The sequence below is a fragment of the Bradyrhizobium erythrophlei genome (assembly GCF_900142985.1).
Taxonomy (GTDB): domain Bacteria; phylum Pseudomonadota; class Alphaproteobacteria; order Rhizobiales; family Xanthobacteraceae; genus Bradyrhizobium; species Bradyrhizobium erythrophlei_B.
This window is the reverse complement of the sequence record NZ_LT670849.1, coordinates 1,266,814-1,283,863: the sequence shown is the minus strand read 5'-3', so window position 1 is coordinate 1,283,863 and position 17,050 is coordinate 1,266,814. Positions and strand designations below refer to the sequence as shown.

At 62.5% G+C, this 17,050-nt stretch carries 15 protein-coding genes; 11 read left to right on the top strand and 4 right to left on the bottom strand.

Features of this window, described 5'->3' with window-relative positions; genetic code table 11:
* The first annotated feature begins 128 nt into the window (after nucleotides 1–128).
* From BUA38_RS05925 to BUA38_RS05915, 3 genes are read left to right on the top strand one after another with little or no spacing between them, the layout of a single operon-like run.
* Nucleotides 129–1,679, top strand: coding sequence for an MFS transporter (locus tag BUA38_RS05925; protein ID WP_197685917.1), 1,551 nt, complete (start codon nucleotides 129–131; stop codon nucleotides 1,677–1,679).
* An 8-nt stretch (nucleotides 1,680–1,687) separates the two neighbouring features.
* Entirely contained in the window at nucleotides 1,688–2,917 is a 1,230-nt protein-coding gene (locus BUA38_RS05920) for an HlyD family secretion protein (protein ID WP_197685916.1), read from the top strand.
* 3 nt (nucleotides 2,918–2,920) lie between these two features.
* Nucleotides 2,921–4,423, top strand: coding sequence for an efflux transporter outer membrane subunit (locus BUA38_RS05915; RefSeq protein ID WP_072817118.1), 1,503 nt, complete (start codon nucleotides 2,921–2,923; stop codon nucleotides 4,421–4,423).
* A gap of 76 nt (nucleotides 4,424–4,499) precedes the next feature.
* Here BUA38_RS05915 and BUA38_RS05910 read toward each other — a convergent pair whose 3' ends face one another.
* Nucleotides 4,500–5,315 (bottom strand): PAS-domain containing protein, encoded by an 816-nt coding sequence (locus BUA38_RS05910; protein WP_072825866.1) that lies wholly within the window; start codon nucleotides 5,313–5,315, stop codon nucleotides 4,500–4,502.
* 445 nt (nucleotides 5,316–5,760) lie between these two features.
* Here BUA38_RS05910 and BUA38_RS05905 point away from each other — a divergent pair, with 445 nt between their 5' ends.
* Nucleotides 5,761–6,054 (top strand): DMT family protein, encoded by a 294-nt coding sequence (locus BUA38_RS05905; protein ID WP_244553201.1) that lies wholly within the window; start codon nucleotides 5,761–5,763, stop codon nucleotides 6,052–6,054.
* 204 nt (nucleotides 6,055–6,258) lie between these two features.
* Here BUA38_RS05905 and BUA38_RS37480 read toward each other — a convergent pair whose 3' ends face one another.
* The 3 genes from BUA38_RS37480 to BUA38_RS05895 all read right to left on the bottom strand — a co-directional run bounded on the left by BUA38_RS37480 (nucleotide 6,259) and on the right by BUA38_RS05895 (nucleotide 8,780).
* A complete protein-coding gene (locus tag BUA38_RS37480) occupies nucleotides 6,259–6,435 on the bottom strand; it encodes a hypothetical protein (protein ID WP_172805987.1) in 177 nt (58 codons plus the stop codon).
* Between the two features lie 182 nt (nucleotides 6,436–6,617).
* Complete coding sequence (locus BUA38_RS05900) at nucleotides 6,618–7,277, bottom strand: glutathione S-transferase family protein (protein WP_072817117.1); 660 nt, start codon at nucleotides 7,275–7,277, stop codon at nucleotides 6,618–6,620.
* A gap of 249 nt (nucleotides 7,278–7,526) precedes the next feature.
* Nucleotides 7,527–8,780, bottom strand: a complete 1,254-nt coding sequence (locus BUA38_RS05895; protein ID WP_072817116.1) for a glycosyltransferase family 87 protein — start codon at nucleotides 8,778–8,780, stop codon at nucleotides 7,527–7,529.
* A gap of 219 nt (nucleotides 8,781–8,999) precedes the next feature.
* On the opposite strand from BUA38_RS05895, the gene BUA38_RS05890 reads away from it, so the two are divergent.
* From BUA38_RS05890 to BUA38_RS05860, 7 genes are all read left to right on the top strand, one after another.
* Nucleotides 9,000–10,202 carry a pyridoxal phosphate-dependent aminotransferase gene (locus tag BUA38_RS05890; protein WP_072825864.1) on the top strand — a complete coding sequence of 401 codons (1,203 nt, stop codon included), beginning with the start codon at nucleotides 9,000–9,002 and terminating at the stop codon, nucleotides 10,200–10,202.
* Between the two features lie 189 nt (nucleotides 10,203–10,391).
* A complete protein-coding gene (locus tag BUA38_RS05885; RefSeq protein ID WP_072817115.1) occupies nucleotides 10,392–10,868 on the top strand; it encodes a DUF992 domain-containing protein in 477 nt (158 codons plus the stop codon).
* Nucleotides 10,869–11,042: 174 nt separating this feature from the next.
* On the top strand, nucleotides 11,043–13,091 hold the full coding sequence (locus BUA38_RS05880; protein ID WP_072817114.1) for an elongation factor G: 2,049 nt from the start codon (nucleotides 11,043–11,045) through the stop codon (nucleotides 13,089–13,091).
* Nucleotides 13,092–13,240: 149 nt separating this feature from the next.
* Complete coding sequence (locus BUA38_RS05875) at nucleotides 13,241–13,507, top strand: helix-turn-helix domain-containing protein (protein ID WP_072817113.1); 267 nt, start codon at nucleotides 13,241–13,243, stop codon at nucleotides 13,505–13,507.
* Nucleotides 13,508–13,581: 74 nt separating this feature from the next.
* On the top strand, nucleotides 13,582–15,327 hold the full coding sequence (locus BUA38_RS05870; RefSeq protein ID WP_072817112.1) for a SulP family inorganic anion transporter: 1,746 nt from the start codon (nucleotides 13,582–13,584) through the stop codon (nucleotides 15,325–15,327).
* 94 nt (nucleotides 15,328–15,421) lie between these two features.
* A complete protein-coding gene (locus BUA38_RS05865) occupies nucleotides 15,422–16,267 on the top strand; it encodes a shikimate dehydrogenase (protein ID WP_072817111.1) in 846 nt (281 codons plus the stop codon).
* A gap of 148 nt (nucleotides 16,268–16,415) precedes the next feature.
* Nucleotides 16,416–16,994: a hypothetical protein gene (locus BUA38_RS05860; protein WP_072825863.1), complete on the top strand. Its 579-nt coding sequence runs from the start codon at nucleotides 16,416–16,418 to the stop codon at nucleotides 16,992–16,994.
* Nucleotides 16,995–17,050: the final 56 nt, after the last annotated feature.

Here is a 17,050-nt window from a genome sequence, read left to right as displayed (position 1 = left end):
GCAGGCTATGCCGAGACGCCGCATCCGTTAAACCCGAATTTAATGAGGTCGGCGGTTTGCGATCCTTACATCTGCTCCAAGCTCATCGGTGATCGATCTCAGGTTATCGGAAAGGGCTGGAGCATCCCGTGGATATCAAGCCCTTGTTCGGTCTCGGCGGTGTCCTGATCGCGGTGATGACCTCCGAGTTTAACGATCAGGTCACGGCCATTGCATTGGTAGACGTCCGGGGAGCGCTCGGCATCGGTCACGATGCTGGAACCTGGATTGAAAGCCTGTACGTGTCGGCGGAGATCGTCGGCATGGCAGTGTCGCCATGGTTCGCAATGACCTTCACATTAAGGCGCTGGACACTTTTTGCGATCGCCTTGTGCGGAGCCGCGAGCGTTCTGATCCCGTTCAGTCCGAACGTCGAGGCGATTTATGCGCTGCGGCTGCTGCAGGGGCTTGCGGGAGGTATGCTTGTTCCCCTCCTGATGACTACGGCTTTCCGCGTGCTCACACCGAGCATTCGGCTTTACGGCCTCGCCGTCTACGCTTTAACGGCAACCTTCACGCCTCCGCTGGCCGCGACGGTGACCGCGTTTTGGGTGGATATCGTCCACTGGCGTTTCGTGTTCCTGCAGGCCGTTCCGCTCTGCCTGCTGGCCGGGGTGCTGGTCTGGTATTGTCTGGATCAGGACCAGCCGCAATACGAACGCTTCCGTCTGCTGGATTGGCGCGGCCTGCTGCTTCTGGTGATCGGGACCGGAGCCCTGAGTACCATGCTGTATCAGGGGGACCGGCTGGACTGGTTCAACTCGAGACTGATCTGCGTTCTGGCGTTGGTGAGCGCCCTGGCTATCCCGTTGCTCCTGGCCAACGAGTGGTTTCACCCTTTGCCGCTTCTCAAACTGCAGCTGCTTGGCCGGCGCAACCTCGCTTACGGTGCGCTGGGCTTATTCCTCTTTTTGATCATCGGCCAGTCCGGTTCGACGGTGCCCTTGCGGTACTTGCAGGAAGTTCAGGGTTACAGACCGCTGCAATCGAACCTGATCACGCTGGAGATCTCGGTATTGCAAATCGTGATGCTGCCCGCGATGGCGCTGTTGCTGGATTTCAAGCGGGCCGATTCGCGCGTGGTCAGCCTGGTCGGATTAGGATTCATTCTCTCGTCCTGCATCGGCTCCTCCTTTGTCACCATCTACTGGAATCGCGATCAGTTCTATCTGTGGCAGCTGCTCCAGGCGATCGGTCAGCCGATGGTGATCATGTCGCTGCTGATGATGTCCACCAATACTGTTGCCGGTCCGGCAGATGGCCCTTTCGTGTCCGCTCTGATCAACACGTCGCGCGCTCTCGCCGAGGCAACGAGCGCCTGGTTCCTGGGGTTGATTGGTCGCTGGCGCGGCGCGCTGCATTCCGATCGCATCATCGATCAGGTCGGCCAGGACCGGTGGCGGGTGATCCAGAGCAACGGCGTACTGCCGCAGTATCCACCGCCGTTGATGCCCGATGGTCGGCCCCGGGTGCCGAACAGCCTGGAGACCTTCAGTCACGCCGTGGAGCGGCAGGTAGCAATTTTATCCGCGAGCGACACCTTCCTGATCCTCGGAGCACTCACGGTGTTCCTGATGGTCGTGGTGATGACGTTGCCGATCCGCACCATGCCGCCGCGCATCGTGTTTGCAAAGCACTAGGAACCGGCATGGAAGTGGATACAGCCGAACTGGATATGCGACCCGCCGAGGCGAAGGCGTGCGAAACGGCGGACCTCGCCCCGATGCGCGGGAACGATGACGAATCTCGTCCCAAGGATGTATTTTCGCGTGACAGGGTGGAGCAGGAAATCGATGAGCTTCTTGCGCCTCGGCCGCGCTGGCCACTGTTTCTGGTCGGACTCATCGTAGCGCTCTTCACCGCGATGGTCCTCTTCATCATTTTCCGGCCGCGGCCGGACATCCGGACCAGCGATGCCTATGTGATGGTTCACTACGCCGCGATCGCACCGCGTATTTCGGGTCAGATCGCCACGGTTCCGGTTGACGACAACGACGTCGTCGAGGCCGGACAAGTGCTCGCGACTCTCGACCCCCGCGACAACGAGGCTGCATTGGCATCCGCCGAGGCGGCAGTTGCAAGCGACAGATCGCAACTCGATGAGATCTCGGCGACGGTGTCGCGCCAGCCGTCGATCATCAAAGAACAGCAGGCTGCCGTCGCATCGGCGCGCGCCAAACTGGCTTTTGCGCAAGACAACGCGCGCCGCTTCGGCAACCTCGCGACGACGGGAGCCGGCTCCATGCAGGAGCACCAGCAGGCCGACACGACACTGGCGCAGGATCAAGCCTCGCTGGATAGCGCTGAAGCATCGCTTGATGCCGCGCGCAAGCAACTGGACGTATTCAGGGCACGGAAATCTGCGACGGAGGCTACGGTCAAAGCTGACGAGGCTCGACTTGAACAGGCCAGACTCAATCTGTCCTATACGCAGGTCAGGGCGCCGATCGACGGCATGATCGGTGAGCGATCCGTGCAGGTCGGGAACTACGTCGGGCCCGGCACGACGTTGATGACCGTTGTGCCGCTCGACCAGGTCTACATCGAGGCGAACTATCGCGAAGTGGATCTGCTGCACGTCAGGGGCGGCCAGCCCGTAACCATCCATGTGGACGCCTACGATATCGACCTCAAGGGAACGGTGGTCAGCGTCCCCGCGGCCTCTGGTGCCGCCTTTGCGCCCATCGCGCCCAACAACGCCACCGGCAATTTCACCAAGATCGTGCAACGACTGCCGGTCAAGATCGTGGTGACGCCCGGGCAACCCTTGGCTAAACTCCTGCGTGTCGGTTTATCGGTCGAGACTACCATCCATACGGGACTGGAGGACATCGTGGGCGAACAACGCAGATCAAGCGATCGCGTGACCGGGCACTGAGGTGTGCGTGTCTTACGTCTCGCGAGATGTCTCTCGGGTCCGACACTAGCCGTCGGGCTGATCGGTTGCACCGTAGGTCCGGACTATCAGAGCCCCGAGGTGAGAGAAGAATACAGACGGCCGGCGCCGGATGGAGAAGGCGTGCCCAGCCGAACCGTTCGAGGGGCGGTCGACATCGCCTGGTGGAAGAGCTTCCGCGACGTCGAACTATCATCACTCGTCGAACGGGCGGCAGCCCAGAACCTCGACCTCAAGACGGCGGCCGAGCGCGTAATCCAGAGCGTAGCGCAGCGCCAGGTCGCGGTTTCTCAGGCACTGCCGCATATCGAAGGGCAATCATCGGCCACTTATAATCGGCAGAGTCCGAATGGCACGCTCTCTTTGCTCACGCCCGCACCCGGCGCACCTTTGGACTACGGCCTGTTTCATGATGGCTTGACGTCATCATGGCAGTTGGACCTGTTCGGCCGCGTTCGTCGGGCGGTGGAAGCTGCGGACGCCAATGCCTTGGCGGCGGTGGAGAACCGGCACGGTGTTGCGCTCGCGACCGTCGCTGAGCTGACACAAAGTTACATGCTGTTGCGCGGGACACAGAACCGCCTTGGGATCGCGAAACGCAATCTCGGCCTCGCCGAAGAGAATGTGGAGCTTGTGAACACGCGTTTCCGCAACGGCGTCGCCACGACGCTCGACATGGCACAAGCCCGGGCCCAGCAGGCCACGATCGCCGCAACCGTGCCACCGCTGCGGGCTCGTGAAGCCAAACTTATCAATGCCGTCGGACTGCTGCTCGGTGAGGCTCCGCGCGCGCTCGAGGCCGAGTTGCGCCGCCCCCGGATCATTCCGCGCGTTCCACGCAGGGTTCCCGTAGGCATGCCCGGGACGAGTATACGCCGCCGCCCGGACGTGCGTGAGGCGGAGGCGCGGCTGCACGAAGCCACGGCGCAGACGGGTGTCGCGGTGGCGAACTTCTATCCTGACGTGACGTTGAACGGAGCCGCGAGCCTCGAAAGCCTGCACCTTGCTAATCTGTTTACACCGACGTCGACCGCATTTGCGGTGGGACCTTCGTTCTCGATTCCGATCTTCGAAGGCGGTCGGTTGCGCGGCGCCCTGGCTCTGAGCGAGGCACGACAGCGGGAAGCGGCTATCTTCTTCCAGGAAACGGTGTTGCGCGCCTGGAAGGAAGTCGACGACGCCCTGACGGACTATCGCGAAGCGCAGCGCCGGCGTATCGAGATCGCCCGCTCGGTTGCGGAAAATCAGACCGCGCTGCAAGCCGCAAGGCAGCGTTACTCGGAAGGGGCGACCAACTTTCTGGATGTCACCGCGACACAAGCCCAGTTACTTCAGAGCGAGAACGACCTTTCCGACAGCGACACGCAGATCGCAACAGATCTGGTCAATCTTTATCGCGCGCTCGGGGGAGGATGGGAGGTCGCGGACGTCGCCGATGGTGCAGATAGCGCGCCGATGCAAACGAACATGATCGACAATGGCAAGTAAGGCACGCCGCGAGGAGGGGATATCTGCCGACTTGAGCCGCAATGGCGAAACGATCAATCCGGTTTTGGCGTCATCGTTATTCGGCCGCCCGAAGATTCTGAAACGGACCGCGCAAGGTATTTTTGCGCATCAACCGATAGTACTCGGCATAGGCGGGGTCGTCGGTGCGGCGAACAAGCTCGGTGACCGGCGTGTAGCTCAGCATTCGTCCGCCGTCCGGCAACGCCGTGCAGCTGAAGCGAAGCACCTGACCGTCGCTGAGGTTGATGTTGATCGGCGTCGAGTCGCCCACGCGCATCATTTCGGTGCGCTGCGCGATGAAGGTGCTCAATTCGTCTTCCGGCATTTCATAGGCGCCGGTGTCGCGGCCGTGATACATCAGCGCGATGAAAGGCGGCTTGCTGTCGGCCTTTTCGTCGGACAACGCAAAGTACTGGCGGAACGCACGGTTGATGAATTCGGCGCGGGTGTCGGAATCCAGAAGCACGATGCCGATATCGACCTGATCGAGCGCCGCCGAAAGCCGCTCGGACGTGGCATGGTGGTGGCGCTCCCCGACCAGCGTGTCGACCAGCCGCTTTCGCAACAGCCCGGTCAGGATTGCCGTGCCGACGACAGCGACCGCAAGCATCGAGAGGCGGGTGATTTCCGGAGCGGCGAGTCCGACCGGAACGCCGTGGCCCGAGAAAAACAGCGCGGACGCAACCAGCGCCAGCACCGCGCTGACAAGGCTCGAACCAAGGCCCGAGAACGAGCCGGCGAGCGCCACGATGCAGACGAACAGCGGCGCCGGGTTCGGAACATGGGACAAGAGATGATTGGCAGCGAGCGCGGTCGATGCCGTCGCGAGGGTGAGGGCCGGTCCGAGGATGGCGCGCCAGTCAAGCTGCATCATTTGCACACAACAATGATGCCGCCAGTTTGATGGATTATACCTGGATGTCAGCGAGGGATCTTGGGCTAACCCTAAAAAGCCGTCGATTGTTTCCGTACAACTGTTCGGTCTTTTTGCATCGAATGCTACCGATTGATTAGTGCGGCGGTTCGGAAGTCCGCATCATTGCTGCCGCACGTCCGTCATGCGGACTTCCGAACCAGAGCCGCACTAGATCAATACTTTCCAGTGTCCTTTCGATTCCGAAGTTCGTAAACGTGGCGCCGCGAAATAATACGAACTTCGGAATCGGGACACTGGAACCCACGCTCGCTTCGGACGGTTAGGACTTGCCGATCTCGTCCGGTTTCAAGTCAGACCGTTAAACCCCGAAAGGATGTACATGCCCACCGTGCCGCCGGCAGTCTTGCCGATATTGATGTTGTTCGGATCCAATATTTTCATGACGTTCGCCTGGTATGGGCATCTCAAATACAAGGACCACTGGCTTCCTGCGGTTATCCTTGTGAGCTGGGGAATTGCCTTCTTCGAATACTGGCTGGCGGTGCCGGCCAATCGCTGGGGTAGCGCGGTCTATAGCGCCGCGCAGCTCAAGACGATCCAGGAAGTGATCACGCTGATCGTGTTCGCCGGCTTCTCGGTGCTCTATCTGAAGCAGCCGCTCGGCTGGAATCACGGATTGGGATTCGGTTTTATCGCGCTCGGCGCGTACTTCATCTTTCACGAATGGTCGTGAGGCACACTCACGGGGGGACGTGGCGCATCCTCGCCGCGCGTCCCGGCGGCAATCAGACACGACGCCGCCACCAGGATTGCCGTCACAAGCGCCGCCGTAACCAGTGCGGTAGGACTCTTCATCGTCACCCGATCGCGATGCTGATCATCGCGTAAGCCTACAAAGCCTGCACAGAACAAAATGGCTTGATGAAATGAAATCGGCCTATGCCGGCAGCGGCAATCCCGCGCCGAGCTTGTTCGATAGCACCGTGAGGGTGACGATCAGGCAAAGCGACAGCGAGGCAATTACCAGCGAGGCCGCAACCGCGTCCCTCAGTCCGGTTGATGCCACGGCAACCGCCGGGCAGCTAAAGCCCGCCGCGCCTGAAGACCGGTTCATGGGTCCAAATCCTTAAGATCTCAAAGCGGGCCAAAATCTCGCCCTCGCGGGCGAATCACCCGCGTTGAATGGTTTGTGACAATTTTCGCTGGCGAGATTGGGGCGAGACCGCTCCAAAAGCGGCAAAATCGGGGCGAAAACGCCGTTGTACCCATTATCCCGGCAATTCGTCCCCGCTTTTTCTACGAGCCTGTGGCCAGGTCCGCGACAAACGCCAAATCCGCTCCACTAGCCGGTTGCCAGCCCATCGGCACAAATCCGGGGACTTGCTCGATACGCTTCAGCCAGGCGCGAACGGACGGGAAGGTCGAAAGGTCGTAGTCGCACTGGTCGGCGACGTGGGTGTAACCGTAGAGCGCGATGTCGGCGATGGTGAACTGGCCGGCTGCGAAGTAGTCGTGGGTCTTGAGGTGATTTTCCATCACCTGAAGCGCGGCGTAGCCGCGCTCCATCCAGTCCTCCAGCGCATGTGTCTGCAGGTCGCGGCCACCCTTCACCAGCGCGAGCCAGAAATAGGCCGCGCCGATATTAGGCTCCAGCGCGTGCTGTTCGAAGAACATCCATTGCAAGGCTTCGGCCCGCTCGATCGGCGACTCCGGCGCAAGCGGCGTTCCACGCGCAACGTACCAGAGGATGGCGTTGGATTCGGCGAGGTAGCGGCCTTCGGCGACTTCGAGCAGCGGAACCTGTCCACTCGGATTCTTCGCGAGAAAGTCCGGCGTGCGGCTCTCGCCGCGCAGGATATCGATCTCGACGGCGCGATAGGGCGCATTCAGCAACGCAAGGGCCAGGCGCACCTTGTAGCTGTTCCCGGACCGCTGCATGGAATAGAGTTTGTACATTGCGAAAACAGTTCGACCAGTTCGTGCGGGCGGCTTGTCCACCCGCAACTTGGCCAAACAATGATGCCGATGCGAAGGCGCCGCAAGGGTTGAAACTGGAATAGATCAAAAACCTCTACTGCACTGCAGCGTTGGACAACAACTTTCCAACACGGCGCAACAAATCAGATCACACTTGCGATAGCCGCACTTGCGATAGTCGAAACGACCTGATGGTCCGATTCTAACATCCGCATCGCGAATGCGCGGCTACGGGTTAGCGAATGTCAAATCCACTCCACTGGCGACGTTGTCGCGCTGCTGGCGCAGGCGGCGCAGGACCATCACGAACAAAGCGAGCATCGCGAGAAGGCCAAGCGGGATGCCGAACAGGTCGGCGGCGCTGCGCGCCATCAGTGGCGTGATCCAGATCAGGGCCATCAAACTTTTATCGTAATCGCGCGCGCCGTCTTGCTGCATGACCAGCGTCAGGAAAGCGAGCGCCGGCGCCAGCACGACGAGATCGTAATCCAGCATGTGTGGGGAGGTGAGCGCGGTCGCGGTCACGAGCAGCGCGGCCTTGAGCGCGCGGTTGTCCGACACGCGCCAGGCCCACGCGGTTGCCACGACGGCCAGCGCCGACACCGCGCCCTGTACGGCATAGCTCAACGGCACGCTGCCGCCCCAGAGCCGCACCGCCGCAAACGCGCTTTGCAATCTTTCGAAGCCGACGCTGCCTTGCTCGAGCAGCACCTTGCGCGACGTTTCGGTTGAGGCCAGGAATGCTGTCCAGCTGTCGATGCCGAAGCAGAACGAGGACACGGCAACCAGCGCGGCCACGGTCAGCGCTGCGGACGCGATCACACGCCAGCAGCCGGCGACAAGCAGCGCAACGGGGATCACGAGCGCAAATTGCGGCTTGTAGCAAAGCAGACCGATACACAGGCCCGAGAGCATGGGCCGCTCCAAGGTCACCAGAGCGGCGCCCAGGAGGCCAGCGGTCAGAAAGCCGTTCTGACCATGGCCGAGATTGATGAAGACCGCAGGAAAGGCCGCCGCCACCGGCAGCCAGTTCCGCGCGAAGACGGGATCGCGCCGTCGCGCCGGCGCGAGGATCGCCGCGATGACCAGAAAGTAGAGCCCAAGGCCCGCCAGCTGAAACAGGCCCAGCGCGAGCGGATAGGGGAGCGCCGCCAGCGGCGTGACGACGAGGAGGAACACCGGCGGATAGTTCCAGCTGTAATAAGGCGTCTTTTCGCCGAACAGCCGCTGCTCGCGGGCATAGTGCGCGGTGGGCGTATAGGCCTCGGCCGCATGGCCCTCAAGCGCCAGTGAGCCGGCGGCATAGAAGCTCGAGAAATCGGTGCCGATGGGTTTGCCGTTGCGGTCGATGAAGCTGTCCGAGAGGGCGATCCAGCCCACGGTCGCGACAATGCACAAGCCGAGCAGGATCATGCTGTAACCGCGCATGCGCTCGGCCGTCAGCCACTCGCCGGATCGCAGGCCTTGCCAGAAATGAGCCATTTTGCCGCGGAATTTTATGAATGTTGCGCATGGCAGGCTAGCGGTTGCGCTTTAACGATCTCTAAAGTTTGCAAGTCTTTGCCGAAGCTTCTTGCGATGATCCGGGCCTGGTCTTAGTGTGTCCGACGCTGCGACTCTGTCATCCTTTCAGTGTTGCTGCGTATCCATTCACATCGAGTCGTGTTGTTTTCAACACACGACGTTTGCCGGGAGATCATGATGCCTTTCCTGTCCGCTGCCCTCGACCGCGTGAAGCCGTCCGCGACCATCGCGGTCACGGATAAAGCGCGCGAGCTGAAAGCGGCGGGACGCAACGTGATCGGCCTTGGTGCTGGCGAGCCTGACTTCGACACGCCCGCCAACATCAAGCTTGCGGCGATCCATGCGATCGAGGCCGGCAAGACCAAGTACACCGCCGTCGACGGCATTCCGGAGCTCAAGCAGGCGATATCAGCCAAGTTCGAGCGCGAGAACGGCCTGTCGTACAAGCCGAACCAGATCATCGTCGGCACCGGCGGCAAGCAGGTGCTCTACAACGCGCTGATGGCGACCATCAATCCGGGCGACGAGGTGATCATCCCCGCGCCGTACTGGGTGAGCTATCCGGAAATGGTGGCGCTCGCTGGCGGCGAGTCGGTCCCAGTCGTCTGCACGGCGGAGCATGGTTTCAAGCTGCAGCCCGAAGCGCTTGAGAAGGCGATCACAGCGAAAACCAAGTGGATCATCCTCAACTCGCCGTCGAACCCGACCGGTGCGGCCTATACTCGCAACGAGCTCAAGGCGATCACCGACGTGCTGGTCAAGCATCCGCAGGTCTGGGTGATGACCGACGACATGTACGAGCACCTCGTCTACGACGACTTCGTGTTCACCACGCCGGCACAGATCGAACCGAAACTCTTTGACCGCACGCTGACCGTGAACGGCGTCTCCAAGGCCTATTGCATGACGGGCTGGCGCATCGGCTACGCCGGCGGGCCGACGCCGCTGATCAAGGCGATGTCGACCATCCAGTCGCAGTCGACGTCGAACCCGTCGTCGATTGCGCAATGGGCTGCGGTCGAGGCGCTGAACGGTCCGCAGGATTTCATTCCCGCGAACAACAAGGTGTTCAAGGAGCGGCGTGACCTCGTGGTCTCCATGCTCAACCAGGCCAAGGGCATCGACTGTCCGCGGCCGGAAGGCGCCTTCTACGTCTATCCGTCCTGCGCCGGCACCATCGGCAAGACCGCGCCGTCGGGCAAGGTTCTCGCCGACGACCAGGACTTCGTCACCGAGCTTCTGGAAAGCGAGGGCGTGGCGGTGGTGCAGGGATCGGCATTCGGCCTGGGCCCTGCGTTCCGCATCTCCTACGCCACCAAGACCTCCGACCTCGAAGACGCCTGCAAGCGCATCCAGCGCTTCTGCGGCAATCTGCGTTAGTTAACGCTCAAGGGATTTCCGGTTCGCGCGGGGCTCGCGCGAGCCGGAATTAACCTTGTCCAATCGGCAAAATCTGGAACGGCTACCGAAGATATGCCATAGAAAGCCGACGTTCGGCTTTTAGGCCTGTCCCTCGAGGCGCGCGTTCGTTCTCGGCTCGCATCACACTTTTAGTCGGAGATTTCCCTCATGCGTCGTCTCATCATCCTTGCCGGCGTTGCCGCCGCCGCACTGACTGCGTCGCTCGGTGGCGCCAATGCCCAGGAGCGCGTCCAGGTCGGCGTGCTCGAATGCCGTGGCGGGGCCAGCATCGGCTTCATCGTCGGCTCGGTCACCAATCTCGGCTGCGTGCTGCGGATCGACGGCGTGCCGGAGGACCGTTACGTCGCGACCATCCGCAAGGTCGGCGTCGACCTCGGCATCACCTCGGAGACTGCGCTCGCCTGGGGCGTGTTCGCGCCGACGCGGCAGCTCGGACCGGGCGATATCTCCGGCAACTACGCCGGCGCGCAGGGCAGCGCCACGATTGGCGTCGGTGCCGGCGGCAACGTTCTGGTCGGTGGCTCCAACAATTCGATCGCGTTGCAGCCGCTCAGCTTGCAAGGCCAGGTTGGGTTGAGCGTCGCCGCCGGACTGGAAAGCCTGGAACTGCGTCCGGGACGCTAACTAGAGATAATTTGTCGCGCCGCCGCCTCGCCACCAGTCTGACTGGTGGGGCGGCGGAACGATTCTTCGGTCGATGCACCGCAGCGATTTTCTTCCTTGCCAAATCTCTGACGGAGGAAGAGCATACACCGTTGCCGACCCAATCACGGGCCGAGCTCCACAAAGGAGGCGGCAATGGGACAAGACGTCAGAAGTCCCCGAGGTCCACGGTGCATCGCGCTGGTGGGCCCTTTCCAAAGCGGTAAAACCACACTTTTAGAAGCGATATTGGCGCGCACGGGTGCAACCACGCGTGCCGGCAGCGTCGACGGCGGTACGTCCGTCGGCGATTCAAGCGCAGAAGCCCGCCGCCACAAGATGAGTGTCGCGCTGACAGCGGTCACCACCAGCTTCATGGGCGACAGCTACACGTTTATCGATTGTCCGGGTTCGGTTGAATTCGTCCACGACATGCGTTCGGTGCTCCCTGCGGTCGACGCCGCCGTCGTGGTCTGCGAGGCCGACGAGAAAAAACTGCCGCAGCTTCAGATCATCCTGCGCGAGTTCGAAGAGCTGAACATTCCCCGTTTTCTGTTTCTCAACAAGATCGATCGCGCCAACAAGCGCATCCGCGAAACACTTTCGACCTTGCAGCCGGCATCGCGAATCCCGCTGGTGCTGCGCCAGATCCCGATCTGGAACGGCGATTTGATCGAGGGTTTTGTCGACCTGGCGCTGGAGCGCGCCTTCGTCTATCGCGAGCACAAGGCGTCGGAAGTCGTGGCGCTGGAAGGCGGCAACCTCGATCGCGAGAAGGAGGCGCGCTTCTCGATGCTGGAGAAGCTTGCCGATCACGACGATGCGCTGATGGAGCAACTGCTCGAGGACATCACGCCGCCGCGCGATGCCGTGTTCGACGATCTCGCCCGCGAACTGCGCGAGGGCCAGATCTGTCCGGTGCTGCTCGGTTCGGCCGCGCGCGAGAACGGCGTGCTGCGCCTGATGAAGGCGCTGCGGCATGAGGCGCCAGGCGTCGCGGAGACCTCGAAGCGGCTCGGCGCGACGGCGTCGAAAGACGCGCTCGCTTACGTGTTCAAGACGGTGCATCTTCAACATGGCGGCAAGCTGTCGTTCGCGCGCATTCTCGCCGGACGTCTCGACGACGGCGCCACCATTCACGCTTCGTCCGGCGAAAGCGGCCGGGTGTCGGGCGTCTCGGCGCTTTATGTCGGTCAGGAAAACAAGCGCGCATCTGCGGAAGCCGGCGAGACGGTGGCACTCGGCAAGCTCGACACGGTCAAGACCGGCGACACGCTCGCGGGCGGCAAGACCGCGCCACAGGCGTTGGTCCATATCGAACCGTGGTCGCCGGTGCTGGCGCTCGCGCTGGCGGCTGCCGACCGCAAGGACGACGTCAAGCTCGGACAGGCCTTGCTGCGCCTGAACGAGGAGGACCCGTCGCTCACCATGGTGCAGAACCCGCGCACCCACGACACCGTATTGTGGGGGCAGGGCGAGATGCATCTGCGCGTCGCGCTCGAACGTCTGCGCGACCGCTTTGGCGTCAACATCAAGTCGCACGCGCCTGCGATCGGTTATCAGGAAACCATCCGCAAGCCGATCACGCAGCGCGGCCGGCACAAGAAGCAGTCCGGCGGCCACGGCCAGTTCGGCGACGTGGTGCTCGATATCAAGCCGATGCCGCGTGGCAGCGGTTTCGAATTCCACGAAAAGGTTGTCGGCGGCGCGGTGCCGCGCAACTACATCGGGGCAGTCGAGGAGGGCGTCGTCGACGGCCTGCTGCGTGGCCCGCTCGGTTTTCCCGTCATCGACGTTGCGGTGACGTTGACCGATGGCTCCTACCACAGCGTGGATTCATCGGACCTTGCGTTCCGCACCGCGGCGCGGATCGGTGTCAGCGAGGCGTTGCCGCAATGCCAGCCGGTGCTGCTGGAGCCGATCCACGTCGTGGAAATTGTTTGTCCGACCGATGCGACGGCGAAGATCAACGCCATCCTGTCGGGACGGCGCGGACAAATTCTCGGCTTCGACACCCGCGAAGGCTGGGCGGGATGGGACCGTGTCCGGGCCACGATGCCGGAGGCCGAGATCGGCGAGCTGATCGTGGAACTGCGATCGGCGACCGCCGGTGCCGGCAGTTTCACCCGGCAGTTCGACCGCATGGCGGAGGTAACGGGCAAGGCGGCCGACCAGATCATCGCCGCCCATCGCGTCGCGGCCTGACCAAGCCCTTCCGCATCTATCCACTTCGATCCGCCGCTCCCCTGGGGCGGCGGATTTGTTTTGGCGTCAGTTTTTTGCTTGCCAGATGATGTTTTTTACATCATTTTCATTATCTCAGACATCATTTATAATTGTTGAGATATGGTCGTATGATTACGTCGTTCCAGATGAAGGCCGCTCGGGCGCTCTTGGGAATTGACCAGCGAACCCTTGCCGACCTGGCCGGGCTTTCGCTGCCAACCATCCAGCGGATGGAAGCGAGCGTCGGCACGGTCCGCGGCGTCGTCGAATCCCTCACCAAGGTCGTCGACGCGTTGAGCCAGGCCGGGGTGGAACTGATCGGAGACCATGCGCGCAGCGAAGACGGCGGACGCGGCGTGCGGTTGAAGGAACCGCGGCCGCCACGCCGAAACTGACACGAGGTTCGGGCGAGGACCTGCTTGGCCATCGTCGCACGAACGATCGTGCGATCGGAATGGAACGAGTGGATATGAGCATCGTCGCCAGGCGAACGGGTCAAATGCGTCAGCCGACCTTCGCCGAACTCTATGTGCCGAAGCTGGTCACGGTCCTGCGTGAAGGCTACGGCGTCGCGGATTTTCGCGCCGACGTGATGTCCGGTCTGACGGTTGCGATCGTCGCGCTTCCCCTGTCGATGGCGATCGCCATTGCCTCCGGCGTGACGCCCGACCGCGGTCTGTACACCGCCGTCATAGGTGGCTTCATCGTGTCGCTGCTCGGCGGCAGCCGGTTTCAGATCGGCGGGCCCGCAGGCGCATTCATCGTGCTGGTAGCGCTGACCGTCGAGCGACACGGTGTCGAGGGCATGATGCTTGCGACCGCCATGGCCGGGGTGTTCCTGATCGCGGCCGGCTTGTTGCGGCTCGGCACCTATATCAAGTTCATTCCCTATCCGGTCACGGTGGGATTCACCTCCGGCATCGCCATCATCATCATGGCAAGCCAGCTCAAGGACCTGCTCGGCATCACGCTTGCAGGAAAAGAGCCGGGCGAATTCGTCCCGAAACTCGAGGCGCTGGCGCATGCGCTGCCTACCGCCAGCTTTCCGGCAATCGCGGTCGCTGCCGCCAGCATCGCCATCATCGTCGTCCTGCGCCGGTTGCGGCCGAACTGGCCGGGGATCTTGATCGCGGTGGCCGCGGCGGCGCTGGCGACCTGGGCATTGGCGCTTCCCGTGGAGACGATCGGCACCCGCTTCGGCGGAATTCCCCGGCAATTGCCGCTTCCCTCGTGGCCTGCGTTCTCGCTTGCAAAGGCGCAGGCCGTTCTGCCCGATGCAATCGCCTTTGCGTTGCTCGGCGCCATCGAATCGCTGCTGTCGGCTGTCGTGGCCGACGGCATGACCGGGCGCAGGCATCGATCCAATTGCGAACTGGTGGCGCAGGGCTTTGCCAATATCGGCTCGGCATTGTTCGGCGGCATTTGCGTCACCGGCACGATCGCGCGGACCGCGACCAACGTCCGCGCCGGTGCGCGCGGTCCGCTCTCCGGGATGTTGCACGCGATGTTTCTGCTGCTGTTTATGCTCGTCGCTGCGCCGCTTGCGAGCTTCATTCCGCTGGCAGCGCTCGCGGCCGTGCTCGCGGTGGTCGCCTGGAACATGGCCGAGAAGCACGAATTCGCGCTTCTGATCCGCTCCTCGCGCGGTGATGCCATCGTGCTTCTCGCGACCTTCCTGCTCACGGTGTTTCGCGATCTGACCGAAGGCATTCTGGTCGGATTTGCGCTTGGCGCGGCGCTGTTCATTAACCGCATGGCTGAGATGACCGAGGTACAAGCCGATACATCGCTGGTGCCCGCCGATCGAGCCGACTTCGCCGGTGGCGATCGCGTTCCCTATGATTCCCGTCTCGCCGCCGACCCCGACATCCTGGTGTACCGGATCAGCGGGGCCTTCTTCTTCGGTGCCGCTTCCTCGGTGGGTGCGGTGCTCGATGGGATCGCCGACACAAGCAAGGCGTTTGTCGTCGATTTTGCGGACGTGCCGTTTCTGGATTCCACTGCGGCCAATGCGATGAGCAGGGTGGCAAACAAGGCTGCGCGTCAGGGCATTCGGCTCTACATCACGGGCGCATCGCCGGCAGTGCGGCGTGCGCTCCTCACCCACGGCGTTACCCGTTCGCGCGCCACCTACCGCGAGACCATCGCGCGGGCTGTTGTCGACATCAAAGGCGGGCGTGAAGCGTCAGTGGCCACCGTTCTTGCGACGAGCTGACGTTCGCCGCCGGGTCGGCGCTGGTTGCCGCTGCGGCCAGCGTTTGAGCGTCGGCATTGACTCAAGCTCCGCCTTGCCCGATGTGAAGTGAGTGATGACGGCATCGAACAACAAACCTCGCGTGGCATGCCTGCTCGGATGGCCGGCGGCGCATTCGCGCTCGCCGCTGATCCATCATTACTGGCTGCGCAAGCTCGGCATCGAGGGCGGCTACACCATCGAGGCGATCCCGCCGGAAGGCTTTGCGGAATTCGTCCAGCGCCTCGCGGCGCACGGCTTTGTCGGCGCCAACGTCACGATTCCGCACAAGGAGCGCGCGCTGGCGCTGACGACGCCGGATGAGCGGGCGCGCGCCGTCGGCGCCGCCAACACGCTGTGGTACGACGGCAATGAACTGCGTTCGACCAACACCGACATCGAAGGTTTTGTCGGCAATCTCGATGCGTCCGCGAACGGATGGGATAAAGTCGAGCAGGCTCTGGTGTTAGGGGCCGGCGGCTCGTCGCGCGCAGTCGTGTTCGGTCTGATCGAACGCGGCATCAAGCGCGTGCATCTGGCAAACCGCACCAACGAGCGTGCACAGGCGCTCGCGGATCAGTTCGGCGCGGCGGTGCGGCCGATTTCGTGGGATGAAGTCAACAACGTGCTGCCACACGCCGGCCTTCTGGTTAACACGACCTCGCTCGGCATGCACGGCCAGCCGACGCTCGATGTCGATGTGGGCCTGCTGTCGCCGCAAGCGATCGTGGCCGATCTCGTCTATGTGCCGTTGGAGACCGCGCTTTTGAAAGCCGCGCGGGCGCGGGGCCTGAAGACGGCCGATGGACTTGGCATGCTGTTGCATCAGGCGGTACGCGGTTTCGAACTCTGGTTCGGTCAACGGCCCGAGGTGACGGCCGAACTGCGCGCCTTGGTCGAGGCTGATTTGCGGGGTGCTTAACCGTCAATGATCGCGAGCTTGTGAGCGGGCCCATCATGGAACCGTCCGCACCCATCGCTATGGTGTCGGGTAAAGAGGAGGACCCGATATGCCCAAGTACCGTTTGAAGTCCCGTTCGACGCTTGCCCGTCCGCTGATTGCCGCCGCGATGGTGGCTGCCTCCGTTCTTGGCGCGATCGCGCAACAGCCGCCGACGCCGACACGGGTGCGCGGCACCATCGAAGGCGTCGATGGCGATCTGATCATGGTCAAGTCGCGCAGCGGCGAGGATGTCAAGCTGCACATGAGCGCCGACATGAAGGTTGTCGGAATCGTCAAGATTGCGCTCGCCGATATCAAGCTCGGCTCGTTCATCGGCACCACCACGGTGCCGGGCCCGGATGGCCAGCAGAATGCCGTCGAGGTGCACGTCTTCCCGGAAGACATGCGCGGCACCGGCGAGGGGTCGCGGCCTTACGATCTGCGGCCGAACTCGACCATGACCAATGCGACGGTCGCGCAGCAGGTGGCTGGCACTGACGGCCAGACCTTGATGATCAAGTACAAGGACGGCGAGAAAAAAGTCACCGTCGGTCCCGATACGCCGGTCGTGACTTACGTTCCCGGCGAAAAAGCCGACCTCAAGGCCGGCGCCAGGATCATCGCGTTCGTCAAGCCGTTGCCGGACGGATCGTTCGAGACCAACCGCATCAGCGTCGGCCGCGACGGGCTGACGCCGCCGATGTAACGATTTCCGCCCATCCAGCGTAAATGGGCGGGGACACCAGCCGCCCGGAATAACCC

Excerpts from the sequence above, each read along its gene's own strand:
- BUA38_RS05910 (WP_072825866.1), bottom strand. The coding sequence starts at position 5,315 with ATGCAGCTTGACTGGCGCGCCATCCTCGGACCGGCCCTCACCCTCGCG.
- BUA38_RS05905 (WP_244553201.1), top strand. The coding sequence starts at position 5,761 with ATGACGTTCGCCTGGTATGGGCATCTCAAATACAAGGACCACTGGCTT.
- BUA38_RS05875 (WP_072817113.1), top strand. The coding sequence starts at position 13,241 with ATGATTACGTCGTTCCAGATGAAGGCCGCTCGGGCGCTCTTGGGAATT.
- BUA38_RS05865 (WP_072817111.1), top strand. The coding sequence starts at position 15,422 with ATGACGGCATCGAACAACAAACCTCGCGTGGCATGCCTGCTCGGATGG.
- BUA38_RS05885 (WP_072817115.1), top strand. The coding sequence starts at position 10,392 with ATGCGTCGTCTCATCATCCTTGCCGGCGTTGCCGCCGCCGCACTGACT.
- BUA38_RS05860 (WP_072825863.1), top strand. The coding sequence starts at position 16,416 with ATGGTGGCTGCCTCCGTTCTTGGCGCGATCGCGCAACAGCCGCCGACG.
- BUA38_RS05895 (WP_072817116.1), bottom strand. The coding sequence starts at position 8,780 with ATGGCTCATTTCTGGCAAGGCCTGCGATCCGGCGAGTGGCTGACGGCC.
- BUA38_RS05880 (WP_072817114.1), top strand. The coding sequence starts at position 11,043 with ATGGGACAAGACGTCAGAAGTCCCCGAGGTCCACGGTGCATCGCGCTG.
- BUA38_RS37480 (WP_172805987.1), bottom strand. The coding sequence starts at position 6,435 with ATGAACCGGTCTTCAGGCGCGGCGGGCTTTAGCTGCCCGGCGGTTGCC.
- BUA38_RS05920 (WP_197685916.1), top strand. The coding sequence starts at position 1,688 with ATGGAAGTGGATACAGCCGAACTGGATATGCGACCCGCCGAGGCGAAG.
- BUA38_RS05890 (WP_072825864.1), top strand. The coding sequence starts at position 9,000 with ATGCCTTTCCTGTCCGCTGCCCTCGACCGCGTGAAGCCGTCCGCGACC.
- BUA38_RS05900 (WP_072817117.1), bottom strand. The coding sequence starts at position 7,277 with ATGTACAAACTCTATTCCATGCAGCGGTCCGGGAACAGCTACAAGGTG.
- BUA38_RS05870 (WP_072817112.1), top strand. The coding sequence starts at position 13,582 with ATGAGCATCGTCGCCAGGCGAACGGGTCAAATGCGTCAGCCGACCTTC.